The following is a 23,881-nucleotide window of genomic DNA, read 5'->3' on the forward strand; positions in this document are numbered from 1 at the left end:
CACGGCCTGAACGCTAGGCCAAGAGACGCCGGACGGCAACCATCAGCTACGCCTCATTGAGGTTGTTCCAGGCCGAGGCTAGCCGATCAGGTCGGTCGCGTAGGCCAGCACCGTGAGGCAAAGCAGTAGCAGCAACAGATTGGCCGGGGTGATGCTTTTCATCGGTGGGATCCTCTCACGCAAGGGATGTTCCTTGTCCAGGTACACCTGGAAACGCCACGTTGGCGCGGGGGATCGCTAGGGGTGGAGCGGGTACGTTCATCTCTGCGTCTCGATACTGCTGGCAAAGGACAGGTGTCGGAACGCCACTGTCGCCGTTCGTTCAGCGCCTGCCAGGGGAGGTGCGACATCTGGTCGAAGCGGCAGTGCGAGCGGTTCGCAGTTGCCAACCGCTGGGCAAGCCGGTAGCGTGACGCCCCATGCGAACCTTCCTTTGCCCCATCAGCGCCTATTACTACTACCTGATCAATATCGGGTGGTAGGTACTGCGCTGCATGACCGAACCGCCTAGGGCGGCTCGGTCAAGGCAACTTCTCCCGGTCTCCCTGGCACCGTCCAGCCACAGGAGACCCCATGGACAGCACCCAGCAAGACCTGCTCGCCGCCCTCGAAGCCCGCGGCTTCGTGCACCAGACCACCGATCGTGACGGCCTCGCTCGCGCCTTTGCCAGTGGACCGGTGACCGGCTATCTCGGCTTCGACGCCACCGCCGACAGCCTCCACGTTGGCCACCTGCAGGGCCTGATGCTGATGCGCTGGCTGCAGCGCGCCGGCCATCCCATCCTCCTGCTGATCGGTGGCGCCACCACCCGCATCGGTGATCCCAGCTTTCGTGACAGTAGCCGCCCGGTGCTAACCGACGGCCAGATCGCCCTGAACATGGCCGGTATCGCCAAGGCTTTTCACCGCTACCTGGAAGTGGGCGATGGCCATGGCCGCGCCCAGGTGGTGGACAACGCCGAATGGCTCGACGGCCTCGGCTACCTGAATTTTCTCGGCGCCGTGGGCCGGCACTTTTCCATCAACCGGCTGCTGACCTTCGATGCCATCAGGAATCGCCTCGACCGCGAGCACTCGCTGTCCTTCGAGGAATTCGGCTACACCCTGTTGCAGGCCTACGACTTCGTCGAGTTGTCGCGGCGCTATGGCTGCACCCTGCAACTGGGCGGCGCCGATCAGTGGGCCAACATCCTCAATGGCGTGGAGCTGTCGCGCCGACAGGGCGGTCCCCAGCTCCATGGCCTGACCATGCCACTGCTGGCCACCCGTGACGGACGCAAGATGGGCAAGTCGGCCCAGGGCGCGGTCTGGCTCAACGAGGAGCGGCTGTCGGCCTTCGACTTCTGGCAATTCTGGCGCAATTGCGACGATGCCGACGTCGAGCGCTTCCTCGCCCTGTTCACCGAGTTGCCGCTGGACGAGGTGCGGCGGCTCGGCGCGCTCGGCGGTGCGGAAATCAATCTGGCGAAGAGCGTGCTGGCCAATGAGGCGACCCGGCTGGCCCATGGCGAGCGGGCGCAACGCGAGGCTGAGGCAGCCGCCGCCGAGGTATTCGCTGATCGCGACGGCGCCGGGCAGTTGCCGGAGGTCGCCCTAAGCCGCAGGCAACTGGACGCGGGCGTCACCCTGGTCGAGTTGCTGGTCGAGGCGGGAGTGCAACCGTCGCGCAGTGCGGTACGCCGCCTGGCGGAAGGCGGGGGCCTGCGCCTGGACGAGCAGCCGGTGATGGATCCCGCTATCCGGCTGGCGCTGAGCGACGCGGGTCGGCGGGTGAGTCTGGGCAAGAAACGGCATCTGCGCATCACGTTGACGGACTGAGGAGAAGGCTATGAATGTCTGGGTGATAGGTGCCTCGCGGGGCATAGGGTTGGGGCTGGTGGAGCGCTATCTGACGCAAGGGGCTCGGGTGTTGGCGGTGGTGCGAATGCCGAATGCGGCGTTGGATGCGATGGTCGTGGCCGCCAAGGGGCGGTTGCGGGTGGTGACCGGCGATCTGCGCGATCCCGACTTGGGCACGCGACTGCTGGACGAGCTGGGCGATGGCTCGCTGGAGCGGCTGATCGTCAATGCCGGCATCATGGGCCCGGTAGAAGAGGACGGGCAGCGGGCGAGCGTCGCGGAGCTGGGCGAGTTGTTTCTCACCAATGCCGTGGCGCCCCTGCGGTTGCTGGAGGCCCTGGCACCGCGGATGGCCGCTGCCGGGGTGGCGGCCTGCCTGAGTTCGCAGATGGGCAGCGTCAGCCTGGCACGAGCCGCCGAAATGCCACTTTATGGCGCCAGCAAGGCAGCGCTCAACAGCCTGCTGCAGAGCTGGGTCGCCGGGCGGCGACCGGCGTTCGCCGTGCTGGCACTGCACCCGGGCTGGGTGCGCACCGAACTGGGCGGGTCCAGCGCGCCGGTCGAGGTGGCCGATAGCGTCGCCGGTCTGGTGGCGACGATCGAGGCGCGGACCGGCCAGCCTGGCTGCGCCTTTCTCGACTACCAGGGGCAAGCCCTGCCCTGGTGAACGAGGGGCCGGATCGCTCGGTGCGACTGAGCGCTCCGGCCCTTGTCCGACCCCGGCCGAGGATCGAAGATGAGTCCATCATCCTGGGGAGTGCCACCATGCGCATCGACGAGCGAAACTTTCTGGTAACCGGCGCTGGGTCGGGCCTTGGCGCCGCCACCGCTGAGGGACTGATCGCGGCAGGCGCCCGGGTGGCAATGCTGGATCTTCAGGCCGAAGCCGTACAGGCCCAGGCCGAACGGTTCGGCGACCAGGCCCTGGCGCTGGCCGTGGACGTGACCGATGCCGAGGCCCTGAGCGCCGCCTTGGATGCCGTGCTGGCCCGCTGGGGCAGTCTGCAGGGGGCGATCAACTGCGCCGGCATCGTCGGCGGCGCGCGCATCCTCGGGCGCAATGGTCCCCACGATCTCGCCGCCTTCGCGCGCATCATCAACGTCAACCTGGTGGGCAGCTTCAATGTCCTGCGCCTGGCCGCTGCGGCCATGGCCCAGGGCACGGCCGAGGCCGACGGCGAGCGCGGCGTGATCGTCAACACCGCCTCCATCGCCGCCTTCGATGGCCAGATCGGCCAGGCCGCCTATGCCGCTTCCAAGGGCGGCGTCGCCGCGCTTACCCTGCCGGCGGCGCGCGAACTGGCCGGGCAGGGCATCCGGGTCATGACCATAGCGCCGGGCGTCTTCGAGACGCCCATGATGGTCGGCATGACCCCCGAGGTACGCGACGCCCTGGCCGCCAATGTGCCCTTTCCGCCGCGCCTCGGTCGCGGCGAGGAATTCGCCGCCCTGGTCCGCCACATCATCGAGAATCCCATGCTCAACGGCGAGGTGATCCGCCTCGACGGCGCGCTGCGCATGGCCCCGCGCTAGGAGAATCGTCATGAACGACCCCATTGTCATCGTCGCCGCCGCCCGTACGCCCATGGCGGCCCTGGGTGGCGAACTGGCCGCGCTGTCGGCGCCGCAGCTTGGTAGCGCCGTGGTCCGCGCCGTACTGGAACGGGCGGGCTGGGCGCCGGAACGGGTCGACGAGGTGCTGCTGGGCTGCGTGCTGCCCGCCGGCCTCGGCCAGGCACCCGCTCGCCAGGCGGCACTTGGCGCCGGTCTGGCCCAGAGCACGCGCTGCACCACCCTGAACAAGATGTGCGGTTCGGGGATGCAGGCGGCCATCCTCGGCCATGACCTGCTGCGCGCCGGCAGTGGCGAGGTGGTGGTGGCGGGCGGCATGGAGAGCATGAGTCGCGCGCCCTATCTGCTGGAAAAGGCCCGCAGCGGCTACCGCCTCGGCCATGGCGCCCTGATCGACAGCATGTTTCTCGACGGCCTGGAAGACGCCTATGAACCCGGGCGCCTGATGGGCACCTTCGCCGAGGATTGCGCCGCGCGCCTGGGCATCGGCCGCGAACGCCAGGATGCCTATGCCCAGCAGTCCCTCGCCCGGGCGCGCCAGGCGCAGGCCAGCGGTGCCTTCGCCAGCGAGATCGTGGCGGTGGAGGTAGCGGGACGCAAGGAAACCCTGAGCATCGACACCGATGAGCAACCCCGCCGTGCCGATCTGGCACGCATTCCCACCCTCAAGCCGGCCTTTCGTGAAGGCGGTACCGTCACCGCGGCCAACGCCAGTTCCATCTCGGATGGCGCCGCAGCGCTGCTGCTGATGCGGGCCAGCACAGCAGCGCGCGAAGGGCTGAGGCCGCTGGCGACGATCCGTGGCCATGCCGCCCATGCCGGCGCGCCGGGCGACTTTCCCACCGCGCCCATCGGCGCCATCCGTACCTTGCTCGTGCGCATCGACTGGCAGCTGAGCGAAGTCGACCTGTTCGAGATCAACGAAGCCTTCGCCGTGGTGGCCCTGGCCGCTCAGGATGCCTTGGGGCTGGACCCGGAACGCCTGAACGTGCACGGTGGCGCCTGTGCCCTGGGCCATCCCATCGGCGCGTCCGGTGCACGCATCCTGGTCACCCTGATCCAGGCGCTGCGCCAGCGCGGTCTGCGCCGGGGTGTGGCGGCCATCTGCATCGGCGGCGGCGAGGCCACGGCCATGGCGCTGGAACTCAACGACTAGACAAGGACAAGACCATGAGCGAAGCCTCTACCGAATCGACCCTGCTGCTGGAGATCGAGGCGCGCGTCGCCCTCATCACCCTCAATCGCCCCAAGGCGCTCAACGCCCTCAATGCCCAGCTGCTCCATGAGCTGGATGCCATGCTGGCGCGCCTGGACGCCGATCCCGAGGTCGGTTGCGTGGTGCTCACCGGCTCGGCCAAGGCCTTCGCCGCGGGCGCCGACATCAAGGAAATGGCCGGGCAGGGCTATCCGCAGATCTACCTGGACGACTACTTCCGCGTCGCCGACCGCATCGCCGAGCGGCGCAAACCGCTGATCGCCGCCGTCGCCGGCTATGCGCTGGGCGGTGGTTGCGAACTGGCGCTGCTGTGCGACTTCATCTATGCCGCCGACACCGCACGCTTCGGCCTGCCGGAGATCACTCTGGGCGTCATTCCGGGCATCGGCGGTACCCAGCGGCTGACCCGCGCCCTGGGCAAGGCCAAGGCCATGGAACTGTGCCTGACCGGGCGGCAGCTGCACGCCGCCGAAGCCGAGCGTGCCGGGCTGGTCGCCCAGGTGTTTCCCGCCGACGAGCTGCTGGAGCGCACCCTGGAGGCCGCCCGCGGCATCGCCAGTCGTTCGCTGCCGGCGACCCTGCTGCTCAAGGAAAGCGTCAATCGCGCCTTCGAGACCAGCCTGGCCGAGGGCATCCGCTTCGAGCGCCGGGTCTTCCATTCGCTGTTCGCCAGCGCCGACCAGAAGGAAGGCATGGCGGCCTTCATCGAGAAGCGACCGGCGAAGTTCGAGCATCGTTGAGCACGCCCCGCGCCCGTCAGAGGCGCTAGACTGGCCGTTTCAGCCCAGTGTTGCAGAGCCTCCGGATGCGTATCGAGCCCTTGCCACCCCTGACCAATCTGATTGCCTTCGAGGCAACGGTCAGGCTCGGCAGCTTTACGCGGGCGGCGCTGGAGCTCAACCTCACGCAGAGCGCCATCAGCCGTCAGGTGGCGCAGCTGGAGGCCTTTCTCGGTCGCGCGCTGTTTCGCCGAGAGCACAAGCGGCTGCACCTGACCGTCTCCGGGCAGCGCTATGCCGAGCGGGTTCAGCAGCTGCTCGCGGGTCTCGCGGAAACCACCGCGGACGTCATGGATATCAGTGGCGAGCAGCAGCTGGTGCTGGCCTGTTCCTCGGGCGTGGCCGCGCTGTGGCTGGGCCCGCTGATCGGCCGCTTCGCCAGTGCCTTTCCCGGCATCGACGTGCGCCTGCGGGTGCTGGACAACCTCGATACCCTGCTCAAGCCCGAATTCGATCTGGCGCTCTATTTCCTGCGTGAACCGCCGCCCCCAGGGTTGGCTGGCCGCCAGTTGTTTCCCGAGTGGGTAGGCGCCTATTGCGCGCCGGACTACCTGGGCGGGCGTCAGCTATCACCCCCGGAGCTGCTCGACCGGTGCCTGCTGATGATCGAGGACGGTCAGCGGCGCTGGCTCTCCTGGGCGGAATGGTTCGCGCGGCTGGGCTATGCCGCCCCGCGGATCCGCCAGCGGCTCACCGTGAGTCAGTACCCCATCCTGGTCGATCTGGCGATTGCCGGCCACGGTATCGTCCTGGGTTGGCGCCCCATGATCGATGCCCACCTGCGGTCGGGTGCGCTGGTGGCAGCCTGTAGCGAATGCGTGCAGGGGCAGGGTGGTTACTACCTGCTGTGGCCGGGCGATCGTCAGCCGGGCCTGGCGGCGCGCCGTTTCGAGACCTGGCTGAACGACAGCCTGCGCGCGTCGCACTGATCCCTCTTGCATGCGTCAGGCGCATGCAAACCCCTGCAATCAGCGTTTTCCTGCGTCCCCGGTAGCCCCTTAAGCTCGGCGGCAGAGGGCGGAGATCCTCGTCCTGTTTCCTTTATCGAAACTGCCGTCGCCGGTGCAGGGACTCCCGAGTTTCCTGCGCGACTTGCATTCAGGGAGCCAACAATGCAGAGCGCTACGACCTTTCCGCAGCCGTCCGCCGTCCAGCGCCGCCAGGCCAACAAGGCGGTGGTCGCAACCGTGATCGGCAACGGTCTGGAGTGGTTCGACTTCACCGTCTACAGCTTCTTCTCCGTGATCATCGCCAAGGTGTTCTTTCCGAGCGCCAGCGAACTCACCTCATACCTCCTGGCCCTGGCCACCTTTGGCGTCGGCTTCTTCATGCGGCCGGTCGGTGGCATCCTGCTCGGCATCTACTCCGATCGCCGCGGTCGCAAGGCGGCGCTGTCGCTGACCATCCTCTTGATGGCCGCCGGTACCCTGATCATCGCCGTGACCCCGGGCTATGCCCAGTGGGGGCTGTTCGCCCCGGCGCTCATCGTCTTCGCGCGCTTGCTGCAAGGCTTTTCGGCGGGTGGCGAGATGGGCAGCGCGACCGCCTTTCTCACCGAACACGCGCCCGCTGGGCAAAAGGCCTACTACTCCAGCTGGATCCAGGCCAGCATCGGGGTGGCGGTCGCCCTAGGTGCAGGCGCCGGCGCGCTGCTGTCGGCGTTGCTGACCCCGGAGCAACTTGAGAGCTGGGGATGGCGCCTGCCGTTCCTGTTCGGCTCCCTGATCGGCCCCGTCGGTTTCTACATCCGTAGCCGCATCGACGAAACCCCTGCCTATGCCTCCGTCGAGCGTGCCCAGTCGCCGCTGCGGGAGGTAGTGCGCATCTATCCCCGCCAGACCGCCATTACCTTTTCCATGGTCGTGCTCTGGACGGTCTGCACCTACTCCGTGCTGTTCTACCTGCCGTCCTACTCTACTCGGGTGCTGGGCCTGCCCAGCGGCCTGGGCTTCACCGCCGGTGTACTCGGTGGCGTGGTGCTGCTGGTGGCGACGCCCCTGGTAGGGCGCCTGGCAGATCGCCATGGCAAGCGACCCTGGCTGCTGGGGTCGGCCGTGGCCATCTTCTGCGCCGCCTGGCCGCTGTTCTGGATGCTCAATCGCTGGCCGGGCCTGCCTTCCCTGCTGGTGTTCCAGGCCGTGCTGGGGCTGCTGATCTCCGGCTATCTGGGCGGTCTGCTGGCAGCCTTCGGCGAATTGTTGCCGACGCGAGTGCTCTCCACCGGACTGTCGGTGGCCTACAACTTCGCCGTGACCCTGTTTGGCGGCTTCGCCACCTTTACCGTGACCTGGCTTATCGCTGCTACCGGCAGCCATCTGGCGCCAGCCTTCTACATCATGTTCGCCGCGGCCATCAGTGCCGGGGGCGCAGCGCTGTTCCGCGACGCCGCCAGCGGCCGACCCTCGGGAGAATCCGCATGACTCAAAACACCTCTCTACTACTGCGCAACGGCAAGCTGCTCGATCTCACCACCGGCACCCTGATCAGCGGTAAAGAAGTCCTGGTGGACGGTGAGCGCATTACCGCCGTACGCGACCAGAGCGCTGCGCCGCCGGCAGGTGTCACCGTCATCGATCTGGGCGGCCGCACCCTGATGCCGGGCCTCATCGATTGCCATGTGCATGTACTGGCGTCCAGTGCCAACCTGGGTTTCAACGCCCTGCAGCCCAACGCCATCATCATGTACCGCGCCCTGCCGATCCTGGGCGCGATGCTCGAGCGCGGTTTCACCACCGTCCGCGATGCCGGCGGTGCGGACTGGGCGCTGGCGCGCTCCATTGCCCTGGGACTGGTGCCGGGCCCGCGGATCTTCGCCTCCGGCAAGGCGCTGTCGCAGACCGGCGGCCACGGGGACATGCGGGCGCGTGGGGAGCTCCTGCTGAACGAGCCGTGCAGTTGCTGTTTCCGCGCCGGTGCCATCGCCCGGGTGGTGGATGGGGTGGACAACGTGCGCAAGGCGGTGCGCGAAGAACTGCAGCAGGGCGCCAGCCAGATCAAGATCATGGCCTCCGGCGGTGTTTCCTCACCTACTGATCCCATCGCCAATACCCAGTACAGCGAAGCCGAGATCTGCGCCATCGTCGAGGAAGCCGAGGCGGCCAACACCTATGTGATGGCCCATGCCTATACCGCCCGCGCCATTCGCCGCGCCGTGGCGTGCGGGGTACGCACCATCGAACACGGCAATCTGGTCGACCGGGAGACGGCGCAGCTGATGCGCGAGCGGGGCGCCTTCGCCGTGCCCACCCAGGTGACCTACGAGATGCTCGCCGAGCACGGCGCGCGCTATGGCCTGCCGGCGGATTCCGTGGCCAAGATCGAAGATGTCCGTCTGGCGGGCCGTCGCGCCCTGGAATTCTTCGCCGAGGCGGGCGTGCCCATGGGCTACGGCTCCGACCTGCTGGGCGAGATGCACGAAAACCAGACCCAGGAACTGCGCATCCGCGCCGAGGTGCTGGGCAATCTGGAGGCCTTGCGCAGCGCCACCAGTATCGCGGCACGCATCCTTGAACGCGAGGGCGAACTGGGTTGTATCGCGACCGGAGCCCTGGCCGATCTGCTGGTCGTGGATGGCGATCCGCTGGCTGATATCTCCTGTCTGGTGGGGCAGGGCGAAAGACTCGACGTCATCCTGCAAGGTGGCCGTCTGGTGAAGAATCGCCTCGGGTAACGGGAGTCGTGCCGGACTGGCGCGGTCCCCTGTAGCAGTCAACGCCCATGGAGAACGTGTCATGCCCCTTGCCGCAACCGAACTCGGCAGCCACTACCAGGCCTACCTCGACTGCCTCAACCGCCAGGCCTGGACGGAGCTTGGCCGTTATGTCGACGACGCCGTCGAGCACAACGGCCGGCCCCTGGGATTGGCGGGCTACCAGGCCATGCTTGAAGGCGATCATGCCGCCATTCCCGATCTGCACTTCACCGCGCATCTGCTGGTGGTGGAAGCACCCTGGCTGGTCGCGCAGCTGGATTTCGACTGTACGCCGCGTGGCGAGCTGTTCGGGCTGGCGGTGAACGGACGGCGCGTACGCTTCAGCGAACATGTCTTCTATCGCTTCGAGAACGGACGCATCCGTGAGGTGCGCTCGGTGATCGATACCGCCGCCATCGCCGCCCAACTGGCCGACGGCTAACCCGCCCGGGTCTGGCGTTGGCGATAGCCGAGGGGGCTGAGGCCCGTCCACTTGCGAAAGGCGCGCTGGAAGGAGCGGGGATCGGCGAAACCCAGGCGCAGGGCCAGCTCGTCCAGGGGCAAGGCGCCCTGGTCCAGCTGGCGGCAGGCCAGGCGGCACCGGCGTTCGTCCTTGAGGCCCTGGTAGGTCTGGCCGCTCGCGGCCAGCTGGCGCCTCAGGGTAGCGGGGGCCAAGCCCAGGGCCTCGGCCAGGCTGACGGCGTCCGGCCAGTCCTCTGGTGCACAAGTACGCAACAGGGTGCGGATGCGGGCGATCAGGCTGGCGTCGTCGCGATAATGCACCAGCAGATTGCCCGGTGCGGCGGCGATGAAGCGGCGCGCGTCCGCGGCAGTACGGCGGATCGGCAGGCCCAGCACGGCAGCGTTTAGCACCAGGCAGTCTTCGCCGCGAGCGAAGCTCAGCTTGGAGCCGAAGCGCTGCCGATAGTCGGCCAGCAGTTCCGCTGGCGGCTCCTCGGCAGTCTGGCGGATGTCCTCCAGCGGCAAGCGACGGCCCACCAGCCAGCAGGCCAGGCCGTGCAGGATCAGCCAGAGGGTGAAGACGGCGAAGCTGCCCGGCAGACTGCCCGGGGCCAGCCGCAGGGTCACCTGCTCGCCATTGCGCTGCAGGCGCAGGTCGACGCCGAGGGTCAGCCGCAGGAAGTCGACGCTTTGCCGCAGGGCATCGCCGAGGGTCGGTTGCAGGCGGGTGCTCTGGCAGAGAAAGGCGAAGCTGCCCGCCGGCAGCGGGCGCGGACCGAGGGCGAAGAATTCATCATCGAAACGCCGCGCCAGGCGATACCACAGCTGGCCGAACAGCGGCGCCGAGAGGCGCCCGTGGCCAAGCAGCAGGTCGGCTAGCTGGACGCCTTCGGCGGCGAGCAGGGCGTCCGGCGCCAGACCACTGCGCCGGCACAGCCCGGCCAGGGCCTCGTCGAGGATGCCCCGCGCCAGGCTGTCGCGCGGCAGGCCGGTCACAGATGCAGGGCCCGGCCCAGGGCCCGCAGCGCCGCTTCCTGCACCGCTTCGCCCAGGGTGGGGTGGGGATGCAGGGTGGCGGCGACGTCTTCCAGCTGCATGCCCATTTCCAGACTGTGGGAAAAGGCCGTGGCCAGTTCCGCCACCTGCTGCCCGGTGGCCTGCCAGCCGAGGATACGGTGGTCGTCCGCGCGGGCCACCACCCGCACGAAGCCTTCCGGCGCCTCCAGGGTGAGGGCACGGCCATTGGCGGCGAAGGGGAAGCTGGCGACCTTGGTCTCCAGCCCCTGGGCCTTGGCCTGCTCGGGGGTGAGGCCGACCACCACGATCTCCGGATCGGTGTAGCAGACCGCCGGGATGGCCACCGGGGCGAAACGCCGCCGCTTGCCGACGATCAGCTCGGCCACTACCTCGCCCTGGGCCATGGCGCGATGGGCCAGCAGGGGTTCGCCGGTAAGATCACCAATGGCCCAGACGTCGGTCATGCTGGTACGACAGCCGTCGTCGACGCGGATGTAGCGACCGTCGTAGTCCAGCGGCAGGCGCTCCAGGCCTTCGGTGCGGGGGCGGCGGCCGGCGGCGACCAGGATGCGCTGGGCCGGCAGAAGCTCTTCCCGGCCGTCGCTACGAGTCATCCGCAGACCCGCGCCGTCCGCGGCCAGACCGGCGACGGTGCAGCCCAGGTGCAGCTCGATGCCCAGGCGTTCCAACCGCTGCCGCAGCGGCGCCGTGAGCTCGGCGTCGTAGCCGGGCAGCAGACGCGACTGGGCTTCCACCACCGCGACCCGGGCGCCCAGCTTGCGATAGGCGATGCCCAGTTCCAAACCGATATAGCCAGCGCCCACCACCACCAGGTGGTCGGGAATTTCCGTGGGTGACAAGGCCTCGGTGGCCGATATCACCGGACCACCGAAGGGCAGGCTGGGCAATTCCACCGAGGTGGAGCCCATCGCCAGCACCAGGTGCTCGGTGCGGATGCGCAGCCGCTCGCCGCCGGCGCGCTGCACCTCGACGGTCTTGCCATCGAGGATTTCGGCCCAGCCCTCGATTACCGTCACGCCCTGCTTCTTGAGCAGCGCGGCGACGCCGGTGGAGAGACGATCGACGATGCCGTTCTTCCAGGCCACGGCCTGGCCAAGATCCAGCTCCGGGCGGCCGTGGCGGATGCCCAGGCTGCCATGCTCAGCGCGACCGCTGGCGCGATGATATTCCTCAGCGACATGGATCATCGCCTTGGAGGGAATGCAGCCGACGTTGAGGCAGGTACCGCCGAGGGCAGCGCCCTCCACCAGGGTGGTGGCGATGCCCAGCTGGGCGGCGCGCAAGGCGGCGACATAACCGCCGGGGCCGCCGCCGATGATGAGGAGTCGGGTGTCCATGGCTACTCCAGGAAAAGGGTGGCGGGTTGTTCGAGCAGCTGGCGCACGGCCTGCATGAAGCTGGCGGCGTCCTGGCCATCGATCAGCCGGTGGTCGAAGGAGGCGGACAGATTCATCAGCTTGCGTGGCACCACCAGGCCGTTGCGGAAGGCCGGGCGCTCGACGATGCGATTGACGCCGATGATGGCCACCTCGGGATGGTTGATGATGGGCGTGGAGGCGATTCCTCCCAGCGGACCGAGGCTGCTGATGGTCAGGGTCGAGCCGGACAGTTCGTCGCGACCGGCCTTGCCGCCGCGCACCGCGGTGGCCAGCCGGGCCACCTCCTGGGCGCAGCCCCAGAGATCCAGGGTCTCGGCGTGCCGTACCACCGGCACCGCGAGACCCTGTTCGCCCTGGGTGGCGATGCCCAGGTGCACGGCGCCATAGCGGGTCACGGTACTGCTGTCTTCGTCGAAGCGCGCATTCATCTGCGGAAAGTCCCGCACCGCCACTACCAGGGCGCGCGCCAGGAAGGGCAGCAGGGTGAGATGGGCACGACGCCCCTGCCAGCGCTGGTTGAGGGTGGCTCGCAAGGCTTCCAGCTCGGTGACATCCACCTCTTCCACATAGGTGAAGTGGGGGATATGCCGCTTGGCGGCCTGCATCTTCTCGGCGATCTTGCGTCTCAGGCCGATCAGCGGGATGCGCTCCTCGCCACTGCGTTTCGCCAGGCCACCGCCGCCAGTGGCCGGTGGCAGTCCGGCGTCGCGTTGCTGCACATAGGCTTCCAGATCGCCATGCAGGATGCGCCCGCCCTGTCCGCTGCCGGTGAGGAAGCGCAATTCGATGCCCAGGTCCCAGGCGTGCTGGCGCACCGCGGGAGACGCCAGCGGCGGACTGCCGGGGGCCGGACGGGAAGCCGGTCGCTCGTCGTCGCGCGGGAGCTCCGCTTCCGGGCGTCGCGGAGCAGGGGCCGCTTCGGGCCTGGGCGCTTCCGCCTTGGGTGCTGGCGCCGGCGCGGCTTCCATCGGCACGGGGCGACTGGCCTCGCGCAGATTGCCGTCACCGGCCACCTCCAGGCGGATCAGCTCGGCGCCCACGGCCAGCACCTGGCCGGGCTCGCCGCCCAGGGCGACCACCCGGCCCACTACCGGGGAGGGGATCTCCACCATGGCCTTGTCGGTCATGACGTCGGCCAGGGTCTGGTCTTCGCCGACTTCATCCCCTACCGCCACGTACCACTTGACCAGTTCCACCTCGGCGATGCCTTCGCCGATGTCGGGCATCTTGATGACATGGGTACCCATCTCAGACCTCCATGACGCGCTTGAGCGCGGCGCCGACCCGGGACGGACCCGGGAAGTAGTCCCATTCCTGGGCATGCGGATAGGGGGTGTCCCAGCCGGTCACGCGCTCGATGGGCGCCTCCAGGCGATGGAAGCAGTGCTCCTGCATGAGGGACACCAGCTCGGCGCCATAGCCGCAGGTGCGGGTGGCTTCATGGACCACCACGCAGCGGCCGGTCTTGTTCACCGAATCGGTGAGGGTCTGCAGGTCCAGCGGCCAGAGGCTGCGGATGTCGATCACCTCGGCATCGATGCCGGTCTCGGCGGCGGCCGCCAGGGCGACCCAGACGGTGGTGCCATAGGTCAGCACCGTGACCTGCTTGCCAGGGCGGACCACGGCGGCCCGTTCCAGCTCCACACGGTAATAGCCGTCTGGCACGGCGCTGGCCGGGTGGCCCGACCAGGGCGTTACCGGACGATCATGATGGCCGTCGAAGGGGCCGTTGTAGAGGCGCTTGGGTTCGAGAAAGATCACCGGGTCGTCGCTCTCGATGGAGGCGATCAGCAGGCCCTTGGCGTCGTAGGGATTGGAGGGCATCACCGTGCGTAGGCCGCACACCTGGGTGAACATGGCCTCGGGACTCTGGCTGTGGGTCTGGCCGCCATAGATGCCGCCGCCACAGGGCATGCGGAACACCAGCGGCGAGGTGAACTGGCCGACCGAGCGATAGCGCAGCCGCGCCGCCTCGGAGACGATCTGGTCGATGGCCGGGTAGACGTAGTCGGCGAACTGGATCTCCGCCACCGGGCGCAGGCCGTAGGCGCCCATGCCCACCGCGGCGCCGGCGATGCCGTTCTCCGAGATGGGCGCATCGAACACCCGCGAGGCGCCATATTTGGCCTGCAGGCCCTCTGTGCAGCGAAAGACGCCGCCGAAGTAGCCGACGTCCTCGCCGAACACCACCACGTTGTCGTCGCGTTCGAGCATCACGTCCATCGCCGAGCGGATGGCCTGGATCATGGTCAGGGTGCTGCGGCTGCCGGCCTGGGTCGGCAGGTCGGTTTCCTGTTGTACGGTCATGGCGTCACTTCCCGAGCTGTTGGCGTTGGCGGCGCAGGTGCGGCGGCAGGTCCTGGTAGACCTCCTCGAACATGTCGGCGGCGCTGGGGGCGAGATCGCTGGCAAAGGTGCCATGGGCTTCGGCGGCCTTCTGCGCGGTCGCCACCTCGGCTTCCAGCTCGGCGGTCAGCGCCTGGTGCTGTTCGTCCGACCAGAGCCCGCGACCGATCAGGTGCGCCTTGAGCCGGTCGATGGGATCGCCCAGGGGGAAGTGCGTCCAGTCATCGGCGGGACGGTACTTGGACGGATCGTCCGAGGTGGAGTGGGGACCGGCGCGGTAGGTCACCCATTCGATCAGGGTCGGCCCCAGGTTGCGTCGGGCACGTTCGGCGGCCCAGCGCGAGGCGGCCAGCACGGCGAGGAAGTCGTTGCCATCCACCCGCAGGGCGGCGATGCCATAGCCGAGGCCACGGGTGGCCAGGGTGATGCCCTCGCCGCCGGCGATGGCCTGGAAGGTGGAGATGGCCCACTGGTTGTTGACGATGTTGAGGATCACCGGCGCCCGGTAGACGTGGGCGAAGGTGAGGGCGGCATGGAAGTCGCCTTCGGCGGTGGCGCCGTCGCCGATCCAGCCGGCGGCGATGCGGGTATCGCCCTTGATCGCCGAAGCCATGGCCCAGCCCACCGCCTGGATGTACTGGGTGCCCAGGTTGCCGGAGATGGAAAAGAAGCCGAGGTCGCGGTAGGAGTACATCACCGGCAGCTGGCGACCCTTGAGCGGATCCCGGGCATTGGACAACAGTTGGCAGATCATCTCGTCCAGCGGCGCCTCGCGGGCGATGAGGATGCCCTGCTGGCGATAGGTGGGGAAATGCATGTCGTCCGGGCGCAGCGCCAGGGTCTGGCCGACGGCAATGGCTTCCTCACCGAGGCACTGCATATAGAAGGAGAGCTTCTTCTGCCGCTGGGCCTTGAGCATCCGCGCATCGAACAGCCGCGTCTTGAGCATGGCCCTGAGGCCCTGCAGCAGCAGTTCGGGCGCTTCTTCGCTGGCCCAGGGGCCGACGGCGCGACCCTCTTCGTCGAGGATGCGGATCAGCTGGGTGGCCAGTTCCCGGGTATCCACCGGTGCCACGTCCACCGGCGGCCTTTCCGCACGACCGGCGGGGCAGAGTTGCAGGTAGCTGAAATCCGTGGGACGTCCCGGTCGGCCGCTGGGCTCGGGGACGTGCAGGCGCAGGGGAGGGTAGTCGCTCATGGCCGCCCCTCCAGCTGGATGAGGGTGCGGGCGGGTCGCAGGACGGGTTGGCCGTCCGGATGCGATGCAGGGTGCCACATGGTGGAGGCCTCGGCATTCTTGTTATTGGTCACCTGAGTATAGGCCGGCTCCACTAGCCGTTTTGCCGCAATTTCGGGGTGGGCAGCCCGGGCTTTTGGTGCTATTGAACTCAGTACAAGAACAACAGTAGAGGTTTTGCACCATGGCTGGTCTGGATCGTATCGACCTGCGCATCCTCAATGCCCTGTCCGCCGATGGGCGGCTGAGCTGGCGCGATCTGGCGCAGAAGATCGGGCTGTCGCTGACCCCGACGCTACGGCGGGTCAAGCGTCTGGAGGAGGAGCGCTACATCCAGGGGTATCACGCCCAACTCGACGAGACCCGGCTGGCCGGCAGTGTCAGCGTCTTCGTCTCGGTGCGCCTGGAAAAGCAGTCCACCGACTACCTGCGCGCCTTCGAACGGGAGATCGTCAAGGCACCTCAGGTGATGAGCTGTTTCCAGATGACCGGGGATGCCGACTATGTGTTGCGAGTGGTGGTGCAGGATCTCGCGGCCTATCAGCACTTTCTGGCCGAGACCCTGACCTGCATTCCCGGGGTGGCCAGTGTGACCTCGGCCTTTTCGCTGAAGGCGGTGCTACTCAGGCCGGCGCCACCGCTCTGAGCGCAGGAGAAGCCGTTAGCGAATGCCGAGCGAGCTGCGGACCTGCTGCGCCTGAGCGGCACAATAGGCGCTATCACGCAGGCGCGCCATATCCAGCATCAGGGTCAGCCGGCGCTCGTCGCAGGAACGACCGAGCTGCACGGGCAGACCGCCATCCGGGGTCAACGGGCCAAACAGGCAATCGATGTTGGGCAATTGAGCGACGAACTGATGGGTGAGGGCGAGCATTGTTATTGTCCTAAGTACCAGGGTGGCGATGTGACACTATTCACATCGCCAAGGTTCCCAGGTCTTCAGGCGCTGGGCGTAACCGAATAGGCGACGCCGTTCACTGCATCGATCAGCTGACCGATGGACCAGGGCTTGGGCAGGAAGCGCACCTGGCATTTGATGCTTGCGGTGGACGGCGTTTCGTAGCCGGACATGACAATAATCGGCATATCTGGCCAGCGCTGGCAGACCATGTTGGCCAGCTGCGCCCCGTCCATCGAACCCGGCATACGGATATCCGTGAGCAGCAGGTCGATGTTGGCGTCTTCCTTTTCCAACAGCGTCAACGCGGTGTCGGCGGAGTCAGCGGCGATGATGTTGAAGCCTTCGGGTTCGAGGATCTCGCGGACGAAATCCGCGACCAGTGGCTCGTCGTCCACCACCAGGAGAGTGGGTCGGAAGACAGGGGTTCCCGGCTGTTCTGCGCGCATGACTGGACCTTATATACAAGACGTTGCTGAGCCTTGGATAGCCGCGACCCAGGAAAATTCCCCAGTCTGAGCGTCAATGAATTTGGCGTCAGATTTCTGTCTTCAGGGTGCGATTATCTTGTTAGACGCAGCGTTTCGACACTGCGACCCCATGCCGCGCACATTTGGTTACGTTTGCCGTAAAGGCTCTAGGTCAGGGGTTTCAGCGTGACAGTGAAGCGGAAGGACTACTTTTGGGGTGAAAGGTTTCAGCCACCTGGCATATGACTTGTATTGGGTAAGGCAACTGCAGGACGCAGAGTGCTTTTTTTGTCACGTCCCAGTGGCCTTACCTAAACCCAGGCTTTGCTCGTACACAAAGGATATCGACGCCACGCCTCCCTGAGCAGTATCCGACCATGACGCCTATCCGCTCCTTCGCTACCGCCCTTCGTCGTCCGCTCGCCGCGGCCGCTACCGTTCTCGCGCTGTCCGCTGGCGTTGCCCAGGCCGAGCCTGTCAGCCTGGTCGGTCTGAATCTGTCGGGTGCGGGCTTCGCGCCCCAGGTGCTGCCCGGCATCAATGGCACCAACTACATCTTCCCGGTGGAGGCCTACTTCCAGCAGTGGAGCGCGCGGGGCGTCAAGCTGATCCGTTTCCCCATCATCTGGGAGCGCCTGCAGCCGCGTCTGGGCGGCCCGCTGGACAGCGCCTACGTGGCCCTGGTGAACCAGACCTTCGGTTATGCGCAGAAGCACGGCATCAAGATCATTCTCGACCTGCACAACTACGCCCGCTATCGCGGCCAGGTGATCGGCACCAGCGGCGTACCCTATGCCCGCTACCAGGAGATCATGACCCTCATCGCGCGGCAGTGGAGCGGCCAGTCCTCGCTGTACGCCTACGACATCATGAACGAGCCCCACGATGCCATGGCCTACTGGCCGACCGCGGCCCAGTACGGCATCAATGGCGTGCGCGCGGTGGACAGCACCCGCCCGGTCATCGTCGAAGGCAACGGCTGGTCGAGCGCCACCCGCTGGGCCGAATTCAACGACGCCCTGCTGGGGCTGAAGGATCCGGCCAACAACATCATCTTCTCGGCGCATTCCTACTTCGACGAGAACGCCGGCGGCAGCTACGACAAGACCGACGTCAACAAGCTCGATGCCAACTATGGCGTGACCCGGGTGAAGCCCTTTGTCGACTGGCTGAAGAAGAACAACAAGCGCGGCTACATCGGTGAATTCGGCGTCCCGGACAACAATCCGCGCTGGAATCTGCTGATGGACAACATGCTCGCCTACCTAAAGCAGAACTGCATCCCGGCGTCCTACTGGGCCGCCGGTCCCGGTTGGGGCAGCTACTTCATGTCCGTGGAGCCGATCAACGGCCAGGAGCGGCCGCAGTGGCCGACCCTGCGCAAGTACCTGGACGACAGCAGCTGCACCGCCATCGGTCCGGTCGCCAGTGGCAGCACCACGCCGGCCACCGGTGGTAGTGCCACCGGCAACAGCGGTTCGGCAGGCGGCAGCGTCGGCGGCAATTCCGGCAGCGGCACCGGTACCGGCAACGCAGGCAACACCGGTAGCAATGCCGGGGTCCAGATTCCGCCGAGCACCGGTGCGACCGCCGGTACCGTGACCTCGGTGATCAACGACTTCACCAACCCGGACTGGCACAAGGGGGTGTTCCTCAAGAAGGCCGCGATCTCGGTACCCGGTACCGCGGTGAATCGCGCCGCCTTCAAGGCCGGTGCCTATCTCACCACCGCGGATGGCCAGGTGCGGCGGATTTCCGGGGTGCAGGTCGGCAACAGCCTGGGCGTCTTCACCGAGGGCACGCCGTTCAACGGCAACGCCGTGGGCTATCCCAAGTCCGTGACCGTGTCGCCCACCGGCGTGACCAGCGCCGCCAGCGTCAGCAGCGCCATCAACGACTTCACCAATTCCGACTGGAATCGCGGTGTCTACCGTCGCGGCGCCGCCATTTCCATCCCGGCCACCGCGGCCAATCGCTCGGCCTTCAAGCTGGGTGGCTCGGTACGCCTCGTCAATGGGCAGATCCTCAAGATCAGCTATGTGCAGGAGGGCGCCAGCAACCTGGGGGTGTTCTTCGACGCCAGCCGCCTGGATGCCAGCGTCGGCTACCCCAACACCCTGGTGTCCTTCAGCCGCTGATCTCCAGCAGCGGGCAATAAAAAACCCGGTGGACGTGGGCCACCGGGTTTTTTATTGCCCGCTTAAAGGTGGATGAAGGTGGTGACCTCGTCCGGCTGTACTCGGCACTCGTCCACCGCATGGATCACCCCGGTGGTCAGGGCCGCTTCCGGACTCAGCAGCCGAGCGTTGGCCTTGAGGCAGCTGTAGATGTCCAGGGCTTCGGCGGCACCGGCCGTACGCTCGGCGACGATGCCGGCGTAGAGGTCCAGGTCGTAGTCCAGGCACATGGCGTATTCGGCCATGCGCGCATGGTCCACCGAGTTGTTCAGGTTCCAGTAGAAGGAATGGTAGAGGAACTTGCTGTGGCGACTGGCGGTGCGGTGTTCGCCGGCCAGGAACAGGATGTTGCCCATGGATTCGACCGTACCCAGGTTGTGGGTGTGCACCGGCAGCGGCAGGGACAGCAGGAAGTTGTACATCGTGAAGCCGTAGCTGCAATCGCCGCCCATGGTGGCGATCTTCAGCAGAATCCGCGAGGCATCCTGCTGGACCGCCTGGGAGCACTGGGCGATCAGCTGGCCGCAACTGGTGGAATTGATGGGACCGGTGAAATGGATGACATGGGTGCTCATGGGGCCTACCGACGCGCCGGGGAGCCCGGCGGAGGGCGGGGCTCTATAAGAGGTGCTTCGGCGACTTTCGAACGGGCTTGAGCGTGGAGGTCGGCTGGCCGACGAAGCGCGTCCCGGACGGATGGACTGTGTCTCGGCGCAACCAGGATCAGCGCAGCAGCAGCATAGGCACTTCGGTCTTGTGCAGCAGCTGGGTGGTGCGACTGCCGCGCAGGAAGCGCCAGACCGAGGAGTGGCTGTAGGCACCCATGATCAGCAGGTCGGCCCGGCGTTCGTCGAGGTGGCGGGGGACGATGCGCTCCACGTCGCCATGGGCGACGGTGGTGTCGACCCGGCACCCGGCGCTGCGCAGCAGCAACGCCAGGTCTTCCAGGCGCTTGCGCAGGATCGGATCGTCTTCGCCGACCCGCAGCAGGGTGCCGCTCATGCCGGTCAGCAGCGGACTGCGCGCCAGCGCCAGGATGCCCTGGTGGGTAGCTTCCCGGCCGTCATAGGCGATGGTGAACTGGCGCGGCGGCTTGAAGGGGCCCGAGCAGATCAGGATCGGCCGGTGCACGGCGCGTACCACGGCTTCCAGCTGGCTGCCGATGCCGCTGTCCCCGGAGCGCTCGCCGCGCTTGCCGATCACCAGCAGGCGGGTGTCCCCTTCGAGGGTCTTGAGCGTATCCACCAGTCCCTCGGGGCGGCGCAGGATCTGCGGTGCCGAGGTCAGGCCCTGCTGGAGGAGGCGTTGGCGGGCATTGAGCAGCAGCGCCTTGGCCATGCCGGCACCGACATCGTCGTCCAGATAGACCGGCGCGCCATTGGCGACCTTCTTGCCGCTACTGGCCGACTCCTGCACATGCAGCAGGGTGACGGGCGCATCCAGGCGTCGCGACAACCAGGCGGTGTGGTCGCAGACGCTCTCGGCGTGGGGGGATCCATCGATGCAGGCGAGCAGGGAGGCCATAACGGTATTCCTTGGCAAGACCGGGACCAGACACGATCCCTGTCCGGAGCGTAGCACCCGCCTGGCGCTGTCCAGATGACGCCTGGATGTCATCTTCGGCTTTTGCTGGACAGGTCACGGCCGTCATCCCGTACGCCCTCACATTTCGTAGCGATCGAGTTCCCGGGTGATCAGCAGGCGCTGGATTTCACTGGAGCCTTCGTAGATCTGGGTGATGCGGATGTCGCGGTAGTACTGCTCCACCGGATAGTCCTCCAGGTAGCCATAGCCGCCATGGATCTGGATGGCCTTGGAGCACACCCATTCGCCCGTCTCGGTGGCGAACAGCTTGGCCTGGGAGGCTTCGCTCAGGCACGGCTGGCCAGCCGTGCGCAGCCGCGCGGCGTGCAGGATCAGCAGTCGCGCGGCGTTCAGGCGCGTATGCATGTCGGCCAGCATGTTGGCGATGCTCTGGTGCTGGATGATGGCCTTGTCGAACTGGATGCGCGCGCGGGCATAGCCCAGCGCCGCCTCGAAGGCCGCGCGGGCGATGCCCAGGGCCTGGGCAGCGATGCCGATGCGACCGCCCTCCAGATTGGAGAGCGCGATGGCCAGGCCCTTGCCGCGTTCGCCCAGCAGGTTGGCCGCCGGGATGCGGCAGTTGTCCAGGGTGACCGCGCAGGTGTCGGAGGCGCGCAGGCCCATCTTGTGCTCGGTGCGCTCGACGCGAAAGCCGGGTGTGTCGGTGGGTACCAGAAAGGCCGACAGGCCCTTCTTGCCCAGTTCCGGATCGGTCACCGCGAAAACGATGGCCAGGCCCGCACGGCGCCCGTTGCTGACGAATTGCTTGCTGCCATTGAGCACCCAGCTGTCGCCGTCGAGTACCGCGCGGGTGCGCAGATTGTGCGCCTCGGAACCGGCCTGGGGCTCGGTCAGGCAGAAGCAGCCGATGACCTTGCCGGCGGCCAGGTCGGGCAACCAGTGATCCTGCTGCGCGGCGTTGCCGTAGCGCAGCAGCGGGCCGCAGCCCACCGAGCTGTGGATGCTCATCAGGGCGCCAAGGCTGCCGTCGCCGGCGGAGATCTCTTCCACGGCCAGGGCATAGGCGACGTAATCCAGGTAGGTGCCGCCCCATTGCTCGGGCACCACCATGCCCAGCAGGCCCAGCTCACCCAGCTGGGCGACCACGGCGTCGTCGATCCACTCGGCCTTTTCCCAGGCGCGGGCGTGGGGCGCGACCTCGCGGCGGGCGAAGTCGCGTGCCAGGTCGCGGATCATGCGTTGTTCTTCGGTGAGTTCGATGTCGTGCATGGGAGCCTCCCTCAGGAATGGCGAAAGTCGGAGAAAAAGGCCGCGACGCGACGGGGGTCCAGATCCTGCCAGCGGGCCGGATTCCAATGTGGCGTGCGGTCCTTGTCCACCAGCATGGCGCGCACCCCTTCGATGATCTCGCCCTTCTCGAACCAGCGGCGATCCAGGTGCAGCTCCAGGGCGAAGCACTGCTCCAGGGACAGCCCACCGCCCTGGCGCAACAGCTCCAAGGCGGTGGCGACCGCCAGCGGTGAACGAGCGTCCAGGGTGGCAAGGGTTTCCTGCGCCCAGTCGCGATAGGCAGGGCGCTGCTCCGCCTGCAGGCCGCTGCGCAACTCTTCGACGGTGGCCGCCGCGAAGTGCTCGGCGATGGCCGGGCGCAGCTCGGTCAGGCGCGCGACTTCGGCCGGCGCCGCGGCGAACTCCTGCAGCAGCGCGGCCAGATCGGTCGGGCCGCGGGCGGTGGCCGCCTCCAGGCGCTGCAGCAGGTCGTCGTTCGCCGCTTCTGGAATGAAGACATCGGCCAGGCCGGCGGCCAAGGCGTCGGCCGGGCCGATCTGCACCCCGGTCAGGCCCAGATAGAGACCCAGCTGGTCGGGCAGGCGTGGCAGGAAATGACTGGCGCCGACGTCGGGGAAATAGCCGATGGCGGTTTCCGGCATGGCCATCCGGGTGCGCTCGCTGACGATCCGCAGCCGCGCCGCCTGCACCAGGCCCATGCCGCCGCCCAGCACCAGCCCATGGGCCAGCGCCAGGATGGGCTTGGGATAGCGGTGCAGCGCCAGGTCGAGGGCGTATTCCTCGGTGAAGAAGCTCAGGTGCAGGTCGTCGCCGCGCTGGTAGCTGTCGTACAGCGCGCGGACGTCGCCACCGGCGCAGAAGGCCTTGGGTCCGTTGCCGCGCAGCACGATCACCCGCACGGCCGGGTCCTGCTCCCAGTCGCGCAGCGCCCCGTGCAGGGCGCGCACCATCTGCAGATCCAGGGCATTGAGCCCGGTCGGGCGATCAAGGGTCAGATAGCCGACCCCGCCGCGTCTTTCCAACAGCACCTTGGCGTCGCTCATGCACCGTCCTCGTCCAGGTAGTCCTGGATGATGGCCGAGAAATCCAGGCCGCCGCCACCCGCGCGGCTGAATCTCTGATAGAGCTGCTGCGCGACAGCTCCAAGGATCACTGGCTGGCGCACGGCACGCGCCGCCTCGGTGGCCAGGCCCAGGTCCTTGAGCATGAGCTCGGCGGCGAAGCCGCCCTGGTAGCCGCGCGAGGCCGGCGCCTGGGGCAGCACGTCCGGATAGGGGTTGTTGACCTCCGAACTCCAGCAGCGCCCGCTGCTGGTATTGATCACCCCGGCCAGGGTCTTGGCGTCCATGCCCAGGCGGGTACCCAGGGCCATGGCCTCGGCCACCCCGATCATGGAGATGCCCAGCAGCAGATTGTTGGCGACCTTGGCCACCTGGCCGTTGCCACTGGCGCCGCAGTGCACCAGGTTGCGACCCATGGCGGCCAGCAGCGGCTGGGCACGCTGGAAGCCCGCCTCGCTGCCGCCGACCATGAAGGTGAGGGTGCCGGCCGCGGCGCCGCCGGTGCCGCCGGAGACCGGGGCGTCCAGCACTTCCAGGCCGCGCTCGGCGGCGGCGCTGGCCACCGCCCGGGCGCTGAGCGGATCGATGGTGGAGGAATCGATCAGCAGGGTGCCCGGGCGGGCCCGGGCGATCAGCCCGTCGTCACCGAGATAGACCGTCTTTACATGGGCGGCCGCGGGCAGCATGGTGATGATCACTTCCGCGCCACTTTCCGCCACGGCGGTAGGCGAGGCGGCAACCTCGGCCCCTTCGGCGCGCAGCGCTTCCAGCGCGGCGGTGGAGAGGTCGAAGACGGTCAGCTGATGGCCGGCCTTGAGCAGGTTGCGGGCCATGGGGGCGCCCATGTTGCCCAGTCCCAGAAATCCCAGATGCATGCTGGC

Annotated in this window: 23 protein-coding genes; 11 read left to right on the forward strand and 12 right to left on the reverse strand. The window is 67.4% G+C overall.

Features of this window, described 5'->3' with window-relative positions:
- Positions 1-573 precede the first annotated feature (573 nt).
- From tyrS to AABM56_RS09445, 9 genes are all read left to right on the forward strand, one after another.
- Entirely contained in the window at positions 574-1,818 is a 1,245-nt protein-coding gene (tyrS, locus tag AABM56_RS09405) for a tyrosine--tRNA ligase (protein WP_133859328.1), read from the forward strand.
- A 10-nt stretch (positions 1,819-1,828) separates the two neighbouring features.
- Positions 1,829-2,506 carry an SDR family oxidoreductase gene (locus AABM56_RS09410; RefSeq protein WP_133859327.1) on the forward strand — a complete coding sequence of 226 codons (678 nt, stop codon included), beginning with the start codon at positions 1,829-1,831 and terminating at the stop codon, positions 2,504-2,506.
- 98 nt (positions 2,507-2,604) lie between these two features.
- Positions 2,605-3,372 carry an SDR family NAD(P)-dependent oxidoreductase gene (locus AABM56_RS09415; RefSeq protein ID WP_347884033.1) on the forward strand — a complete coding sequence of 256 codons (768 nt, stop codon included), beginning with the start codon at positions 2,605-2,607 and terminating at the stop codon, positions 3,370-3,372.
- A 10-nt stretch (positions 3,373-3,382) separates the two neighbouring features.
- Entirely contained in the window at positions 3,383-4,567 is a 1,185-nt protein-coding gene (locus AABM56_RS09420) for an acetyl-CoA C-acyltransferase (protein WP_347884034.1), read from the forward strand.
- A gap of 14 nt (positions 4,568-4,581) precedes the next feature.
- Positions 4,582-5,367, forward strand: coding sequence for an enoyl-CoA hydratase (locus AABM56_RS09425; protein ID WP_187979053.1), 786 nt, complete (start codon positions 4,582-4,584; stop codon positions 5,365-5,367).
- 65 nt (positions 5,368-5,432) lie between these two features.
- Positions 5,433-6,335, forward strand: a complete 903-nt coding sequence (locus AABM56_RS09430) for a LysR substrate-binding domain-containing protein (protein ID WP_347884035.1) — start codon at positions 5,433-5,435, stop codon at positions 6,333-6,335.
- 183 nt (positions 6,336-6,518) lie between these two features.
- A complete protein-coding gene (locus tag AABM56_RS09435; RefSeq protein ID WP_347884036.1) occupies positions 6,519-7,826 on the forward strand; it encodes an MFS transporter in 1,308 nt (435 codons plus the stop codon).
- Positions 7,823-9,076 carry an amidohydrolase family protein gene (locus AABM56_RS09440; RefSeq protein ID WP_347884037.1) on the forward strand — a complete coding sequence of 418 codons (1,254 nt, stop codon included), beginning with the start codon at positions 7,823-7,825 and terminating at the stop codon, positions 9,074-9,076. The genes AABM56_RS09435 and AABM56_RS09440 overlap by 4 nt, the downstream gene beginning before the upstream one ends.
- Before the next feature lie 61 nt (positions 9,077-9,137).
- On the forward strand, positions 9,138-9,539 hold the full coding sequence (locus tag AABM56_RS09445) for an ester cyclase (protein ID WP_347884038.1): 402 nt from the start codon (positions 9,138-9,140) through the stop codon (positions 9,537-9,539).
- Here AABM56_RS09445 and AABM56_RS09450 read toward each other — a convergent pair.
- The 5 genes from AABM56_RS09450 to AABM56_RS09470 are packed head-to-tail and all read right to left on the reverse strand — an operon-like array spanning position 9,536 to position 15,520.
- A complete protein-coding gene (locus AABM56_RS09450) occupies positions 9,536-10,555 on the reverse strand; it encodes an AraC family transcriptional regulator ligand-binding domain-containing protein (protein WP_347884039.1) in 1,020 nt (339 codons plus the stop codon). The two genes, AABM56_RS09445 and AABM56_RS09450, sit on opposite strands and share 4 nt — an antisense overlap.
- On the reverse strand, positions 10,552-11,934 hold the full coding sequence (lpdA, locus tag AABM56_RS09455) for a dihydrolipoyl dehydrogenase (protein WP_347884040.1): 1,383 nt from the start codon (positions 11,932-11,934) through the stop codon (positions 10,552-10,554). The genes AABM56_RS09450 and lpdA overlap by 4 nt, the downstream gene beginning before the upstream one ends.
- Positions 11,935-11,936: 2 nt before the next feature.
- Entirely contained in the window at positions 11,937-13,223 is a 1,287-nt protein-coding gene (locus AABM56_RS09460) for a dihydrolipoamide acetyltransferase family protein (RefSeq protein ID WP_273862862.1), read from the reverse strand.
- 1 nt (position 13,224) lies between these two features.
- The gene (locus tag AABM56_RS09465; protein ID WP_187979061.1) at positions 13,225-14,283 is read right to left on the reverse strand and encodes an alpha-ketoacid dehydrogenase subunit beta; all 1,059 of its coding nucleotides are present in this window, start codon (positions 14,281-14,283) and stop codon (positions 13,225-13,227) included.
- A gap of 4 nt (positions 14,284-14,287) precedes the next feature.
- Positions 14,288-15,520 (reverse strand): thiamine pyrophosphate-dependent enzyme, encoded by a 1,233-nt coding sequence (locus tag AABM56_RS09470; RefSeq protein ID WP_187979062.1) that lies wholly within the window; start codon positions 15,518-15,520, stop codon positions 14,288-14,290.
- A 223-nt stretch (positions 15,521-15,743) separates the two neighbouring features.
- Between AABM56_RS09470 and AABM56_RS09475 the strand changes: the two genes are divergently transcribed.
- Positions 15,744-16,205 carry an Lrp/AsnC family transcriptional regulator gene (locus AABM56_RS09475; protein WP_027597697.1) on the forward strand — a complete coding sequence of 154 codons (462 nt, stop codon included), beginning with the start codon at positions 15,744-15,746 and terminating at the stop codon, positions 16,203-16,205.
- Positions 16,206-16,220: 15 nt separating this feature from the next.
- On the opposite strand, the gene AABM56_RS09480 is transcribed toward AABM56_RS09475, so the two are convergent.
- Positions 16,221-16,433 (reverse strand): hypothetical protein, encoded by a 213-nt coding sequence (locus AABM56_RS09480; protein ID WP_273862864.1) that lies wholly within the window; start codon positions 16,431-16,433, stop codon positions 16,221-16,223.
- A gap of 65 nt (positions 16,434-16,498) precedes the next feature.
- Positions 16,499-16,906: a response regulator gene (locus AABM56_RS09485; protein ID WP_158891078.1), complete on the reverse strand. Its 408-nt coding sequence runs from the start codon at positions 16,904-16,906 to the stop codon at positions 16,499-16,501.
- Positions 16,907-17,304: 398 nt separating this feature from the next.
- Between AABM56_RS09485 and AABM56_RS09490 the strand changes: the two genes are divergently transcribed.
- A complete protein-coding gene (locus AABM56_RS09490) occupies positions 17,305-19,065 on the forward strand; it encodes a glycoside hydrolase family 5 protein (protein WP_133859314.1) in 1,761 nt (586 codons plus the stop codon).
- A gap of 62 nt (positions 19,066-19,127) precedes the next feature.
- On the opposite strand, the gene AABM56_RS09495 is transcribed toward AABM56_RS09490, so the two are convergent.
- From AABM56_RS09495 to mmsB, 5 genes are all read right to left on the reverse strand, one after another.
- Entirely contained in the window at positions 19,128-19,679 is a 552-nt protein-coding gene (locus tag AABM56_RS09495) for an ATP-dependent Clp protease proteolytic subunit (RefSeq protein ID WP_133859313.1), read from the reverse strand.
- A gap of 148 nt (positions 19,680-19,827) precedes the next feature.
- Positions 19,828-20,628 (reverse strand): universal stress protein, encoded by an 801-nt coding sequence (locus AABM56_RS09500; RefSeq protein WP_133859312.1) that lies wholly within the window; start codon positions 20,626-20,628, stop codon positions 19,828-19,830.
- Between the two features lie 138 nt (positions 20,629-20,766).
- Positions 20,767-21,918 carry an acyl-CoA dehydrogenase family protein gene (locus AABM56_RS09505; RefSeq protein ID WP_133859311.1) on the reverse strand — a complete coding sequence of 384 codons (1,152 nt, stop codon included), beginning with the start codon at positions 21,916-21,918 and terminating at the stop codon, positions 20,767-20,769.
- Positions 21,919-21,929: 11 nt separating this feature from the next.
- Positions 21,930-22,982, reverse strand: a complete 1,053-nt coding sequence (locus AABM56_RS09510; RefSeq protein WP_347884041.1) for an enoyl-CoA hydratase/isomerase family protein — start codon at positions 22,980-22,982, stop codon at positions 21,930-21,932.
- Positions 22,979-23,875, reverse strand: a complete 897-nt coding sequence (gene mmsB / locus AABM56_RS09515; RefSeq protein WP_208694848.1) for a 3-hydroxyisobutyrate dehydrogenase — start codon at positions 23,873-23,875, stop codon at positions 22,979-22,981. Before mmsB ends, AABM56_RS09510 begins: the two co-directional genes overlap by 4 nt.
- Positions 23,876-23,881 lie beyond the last annotated feature (6 nt).

Source organism: Pseudomonas aestiva, assembly GCF_039908605.1.
Taxonomy (GTDB): domain Bacteria; phylum Pseudomonadota; class Gammaproteobacteria; order Pseudomonadales; family Pseudomonadaceae; genus Chryseomonas; species Chryseomonas aestiva.

Bases quoted from the DNA above. Each gene is read 5' to 3' on its own strand.
- tyrS (WP_133859328.1), top strand. From the start codon at position 574: ATGGACAGCACCCAGCAAGACCTGCTCGCCGCCCTCGAAGCCCGCGGC.
- AABM56_RS09410 (WP_133859327.1), top strand. From the start codon at position 1,829: ATGAATGTCTGGGTGATAGGTGCCTCGCGGGGCATAGGGTTGGGGCTG.
- AABM56_RS09415 (WP_347884033.1), top strand. From the start codon at position 2,605: ATGCGCATCGACGAGCGAAACTTTCTGGTAACCGGCGCTGGGTCGGGC.
- AABM56_RS09420 (WP_347884034.1), top strand. From the start codon at position 3,383: ATGAACGACCCCATTGTCATCGTCGCCGCCGCCCGTACGCCCATGGCG.
- AABM56_RS09425 (WP_187979053.1), top strand. From the start codon at position 4,582: ATGAGCGAAGCCTCTACCGAATCGACCCTGCTGCTGGAGATCGAGGCG.
- AABM56_RS09430 (WP_347884035.1), top strand. From the start codon at position 5,433: ATGCGTATCGAGCCCTTGCCACCCCTGACCAATCTGATTGCCTTCGAG.
- AABM56_RS09435 (WP_347884036.1), top strand. From the start codon at position 6,519: ATGCAGAGCGCTACGACCTTTCCGCAGCCGTCCGCCGTCCAGCGCCGC.
- AABM56_RS09440 (WP_347884037.1), top strand. From the start codon at position 7,823: ATGACTCAAAACACCTCTCTACTACTGCGCAACGGCAAGCTGCTCGAT.
- AABM56_RS09445 (WP_347884038.1), top strand. From the start codon at position 9,138: ATGCCCCTTGCCGCAACCGAACTCGGCAGCCACTACCAGGCCTACCTC.
- lpdA (WP_347884040.1), bottom strand. From the start codon at position 11,934: ATGGACACCCGACTCCTCATCATCGGCGGCGGCCCCGGCGGTTATGTC.
- AABM56_RS09460 (WP_273862862.1), bottom strand. From the start codon at position 13,223: ATGGGTACCCATGTCATCAAGATGCCCGACATCGGCGAAGGCATCGCC.
- AABM56_RS09465 (WP_187979061.1), bottom strand. From the start codon at position 14,283: ATGACCGTACAACAGGAAACCGACCTGCCGACCCAGGCCGGCAGCCGC.
- AABM56_RS09470 (WP_187979062.1), bottom strand. From the start codon at position 15,520: ATGAGCGACTACCCTCCCCTGCGCCTGCACGTCCCCGAGCCCAGCGGC.
- AABM56_RS09475 (WP_027597697.1), top strand. From the start codon at position 15,744: ATGGCTGGTCTGGATCGTATCGACCTGCGCATCCTCAATGCCCTGTCC.
- AABM56_RS09480 (WP_273862864.1), bottom strand. From the start codon at position 16,433: ATGCTCGCCCTCACCCATCAGTTCGTCGCTCAATTGCCCAACATCGAT.
- AABM56_RS09485 (WP_158891078.1), bottom strand. From the start codon at position 16,906: ATGCGCGCAGAACAGCCGGGAACCCCTGTCTTCCGACCCACTCTCCTG.
- AABM56_RS09490 (WP_133859314.1), top strand. From the start codon at position 17,305: ATGACGCCTATCCGCTCCTTCGCTACCGCCCTTCGTCGTCCGCTCGCC.
- AABM56_RS09495 (WP_133859313.1), bottom strand. From the start codon at position 19,679: ATGAGCACCCATGTCATCCATTTCACCGGTCCCATCAATTCCACCAGT.
- AABM56_RS09500 (WP_133859312.1), bottom strand. From the start codon at position 20,628: ATGGCCTCCCTGCTCGCCTGCATCGATGGATCCCCCCACGCCGAGAGC.
- AABM56_RS09505 (WP_133859311.1), bottom strand. From the start codon at position 21,918: ATGCACGACATCGAACTCACCGAAGAACAACGCATGATCCGCGACCTG.
- AABM56_RS09510 (WP_347884041.1), bottom strand. From the start codon at position 22,982: ATGAGCGACGCCAAGGTGCTGTTGGAAAGACGCGGCGGGGTCGGCTAT.
- mmsB (WP_208694848.1), bottom strand. From the start codon at position 23,875: ATGCATCTGGGATTTCTGGGACTGGGCAACATGGGCGCCCCCATGGCC.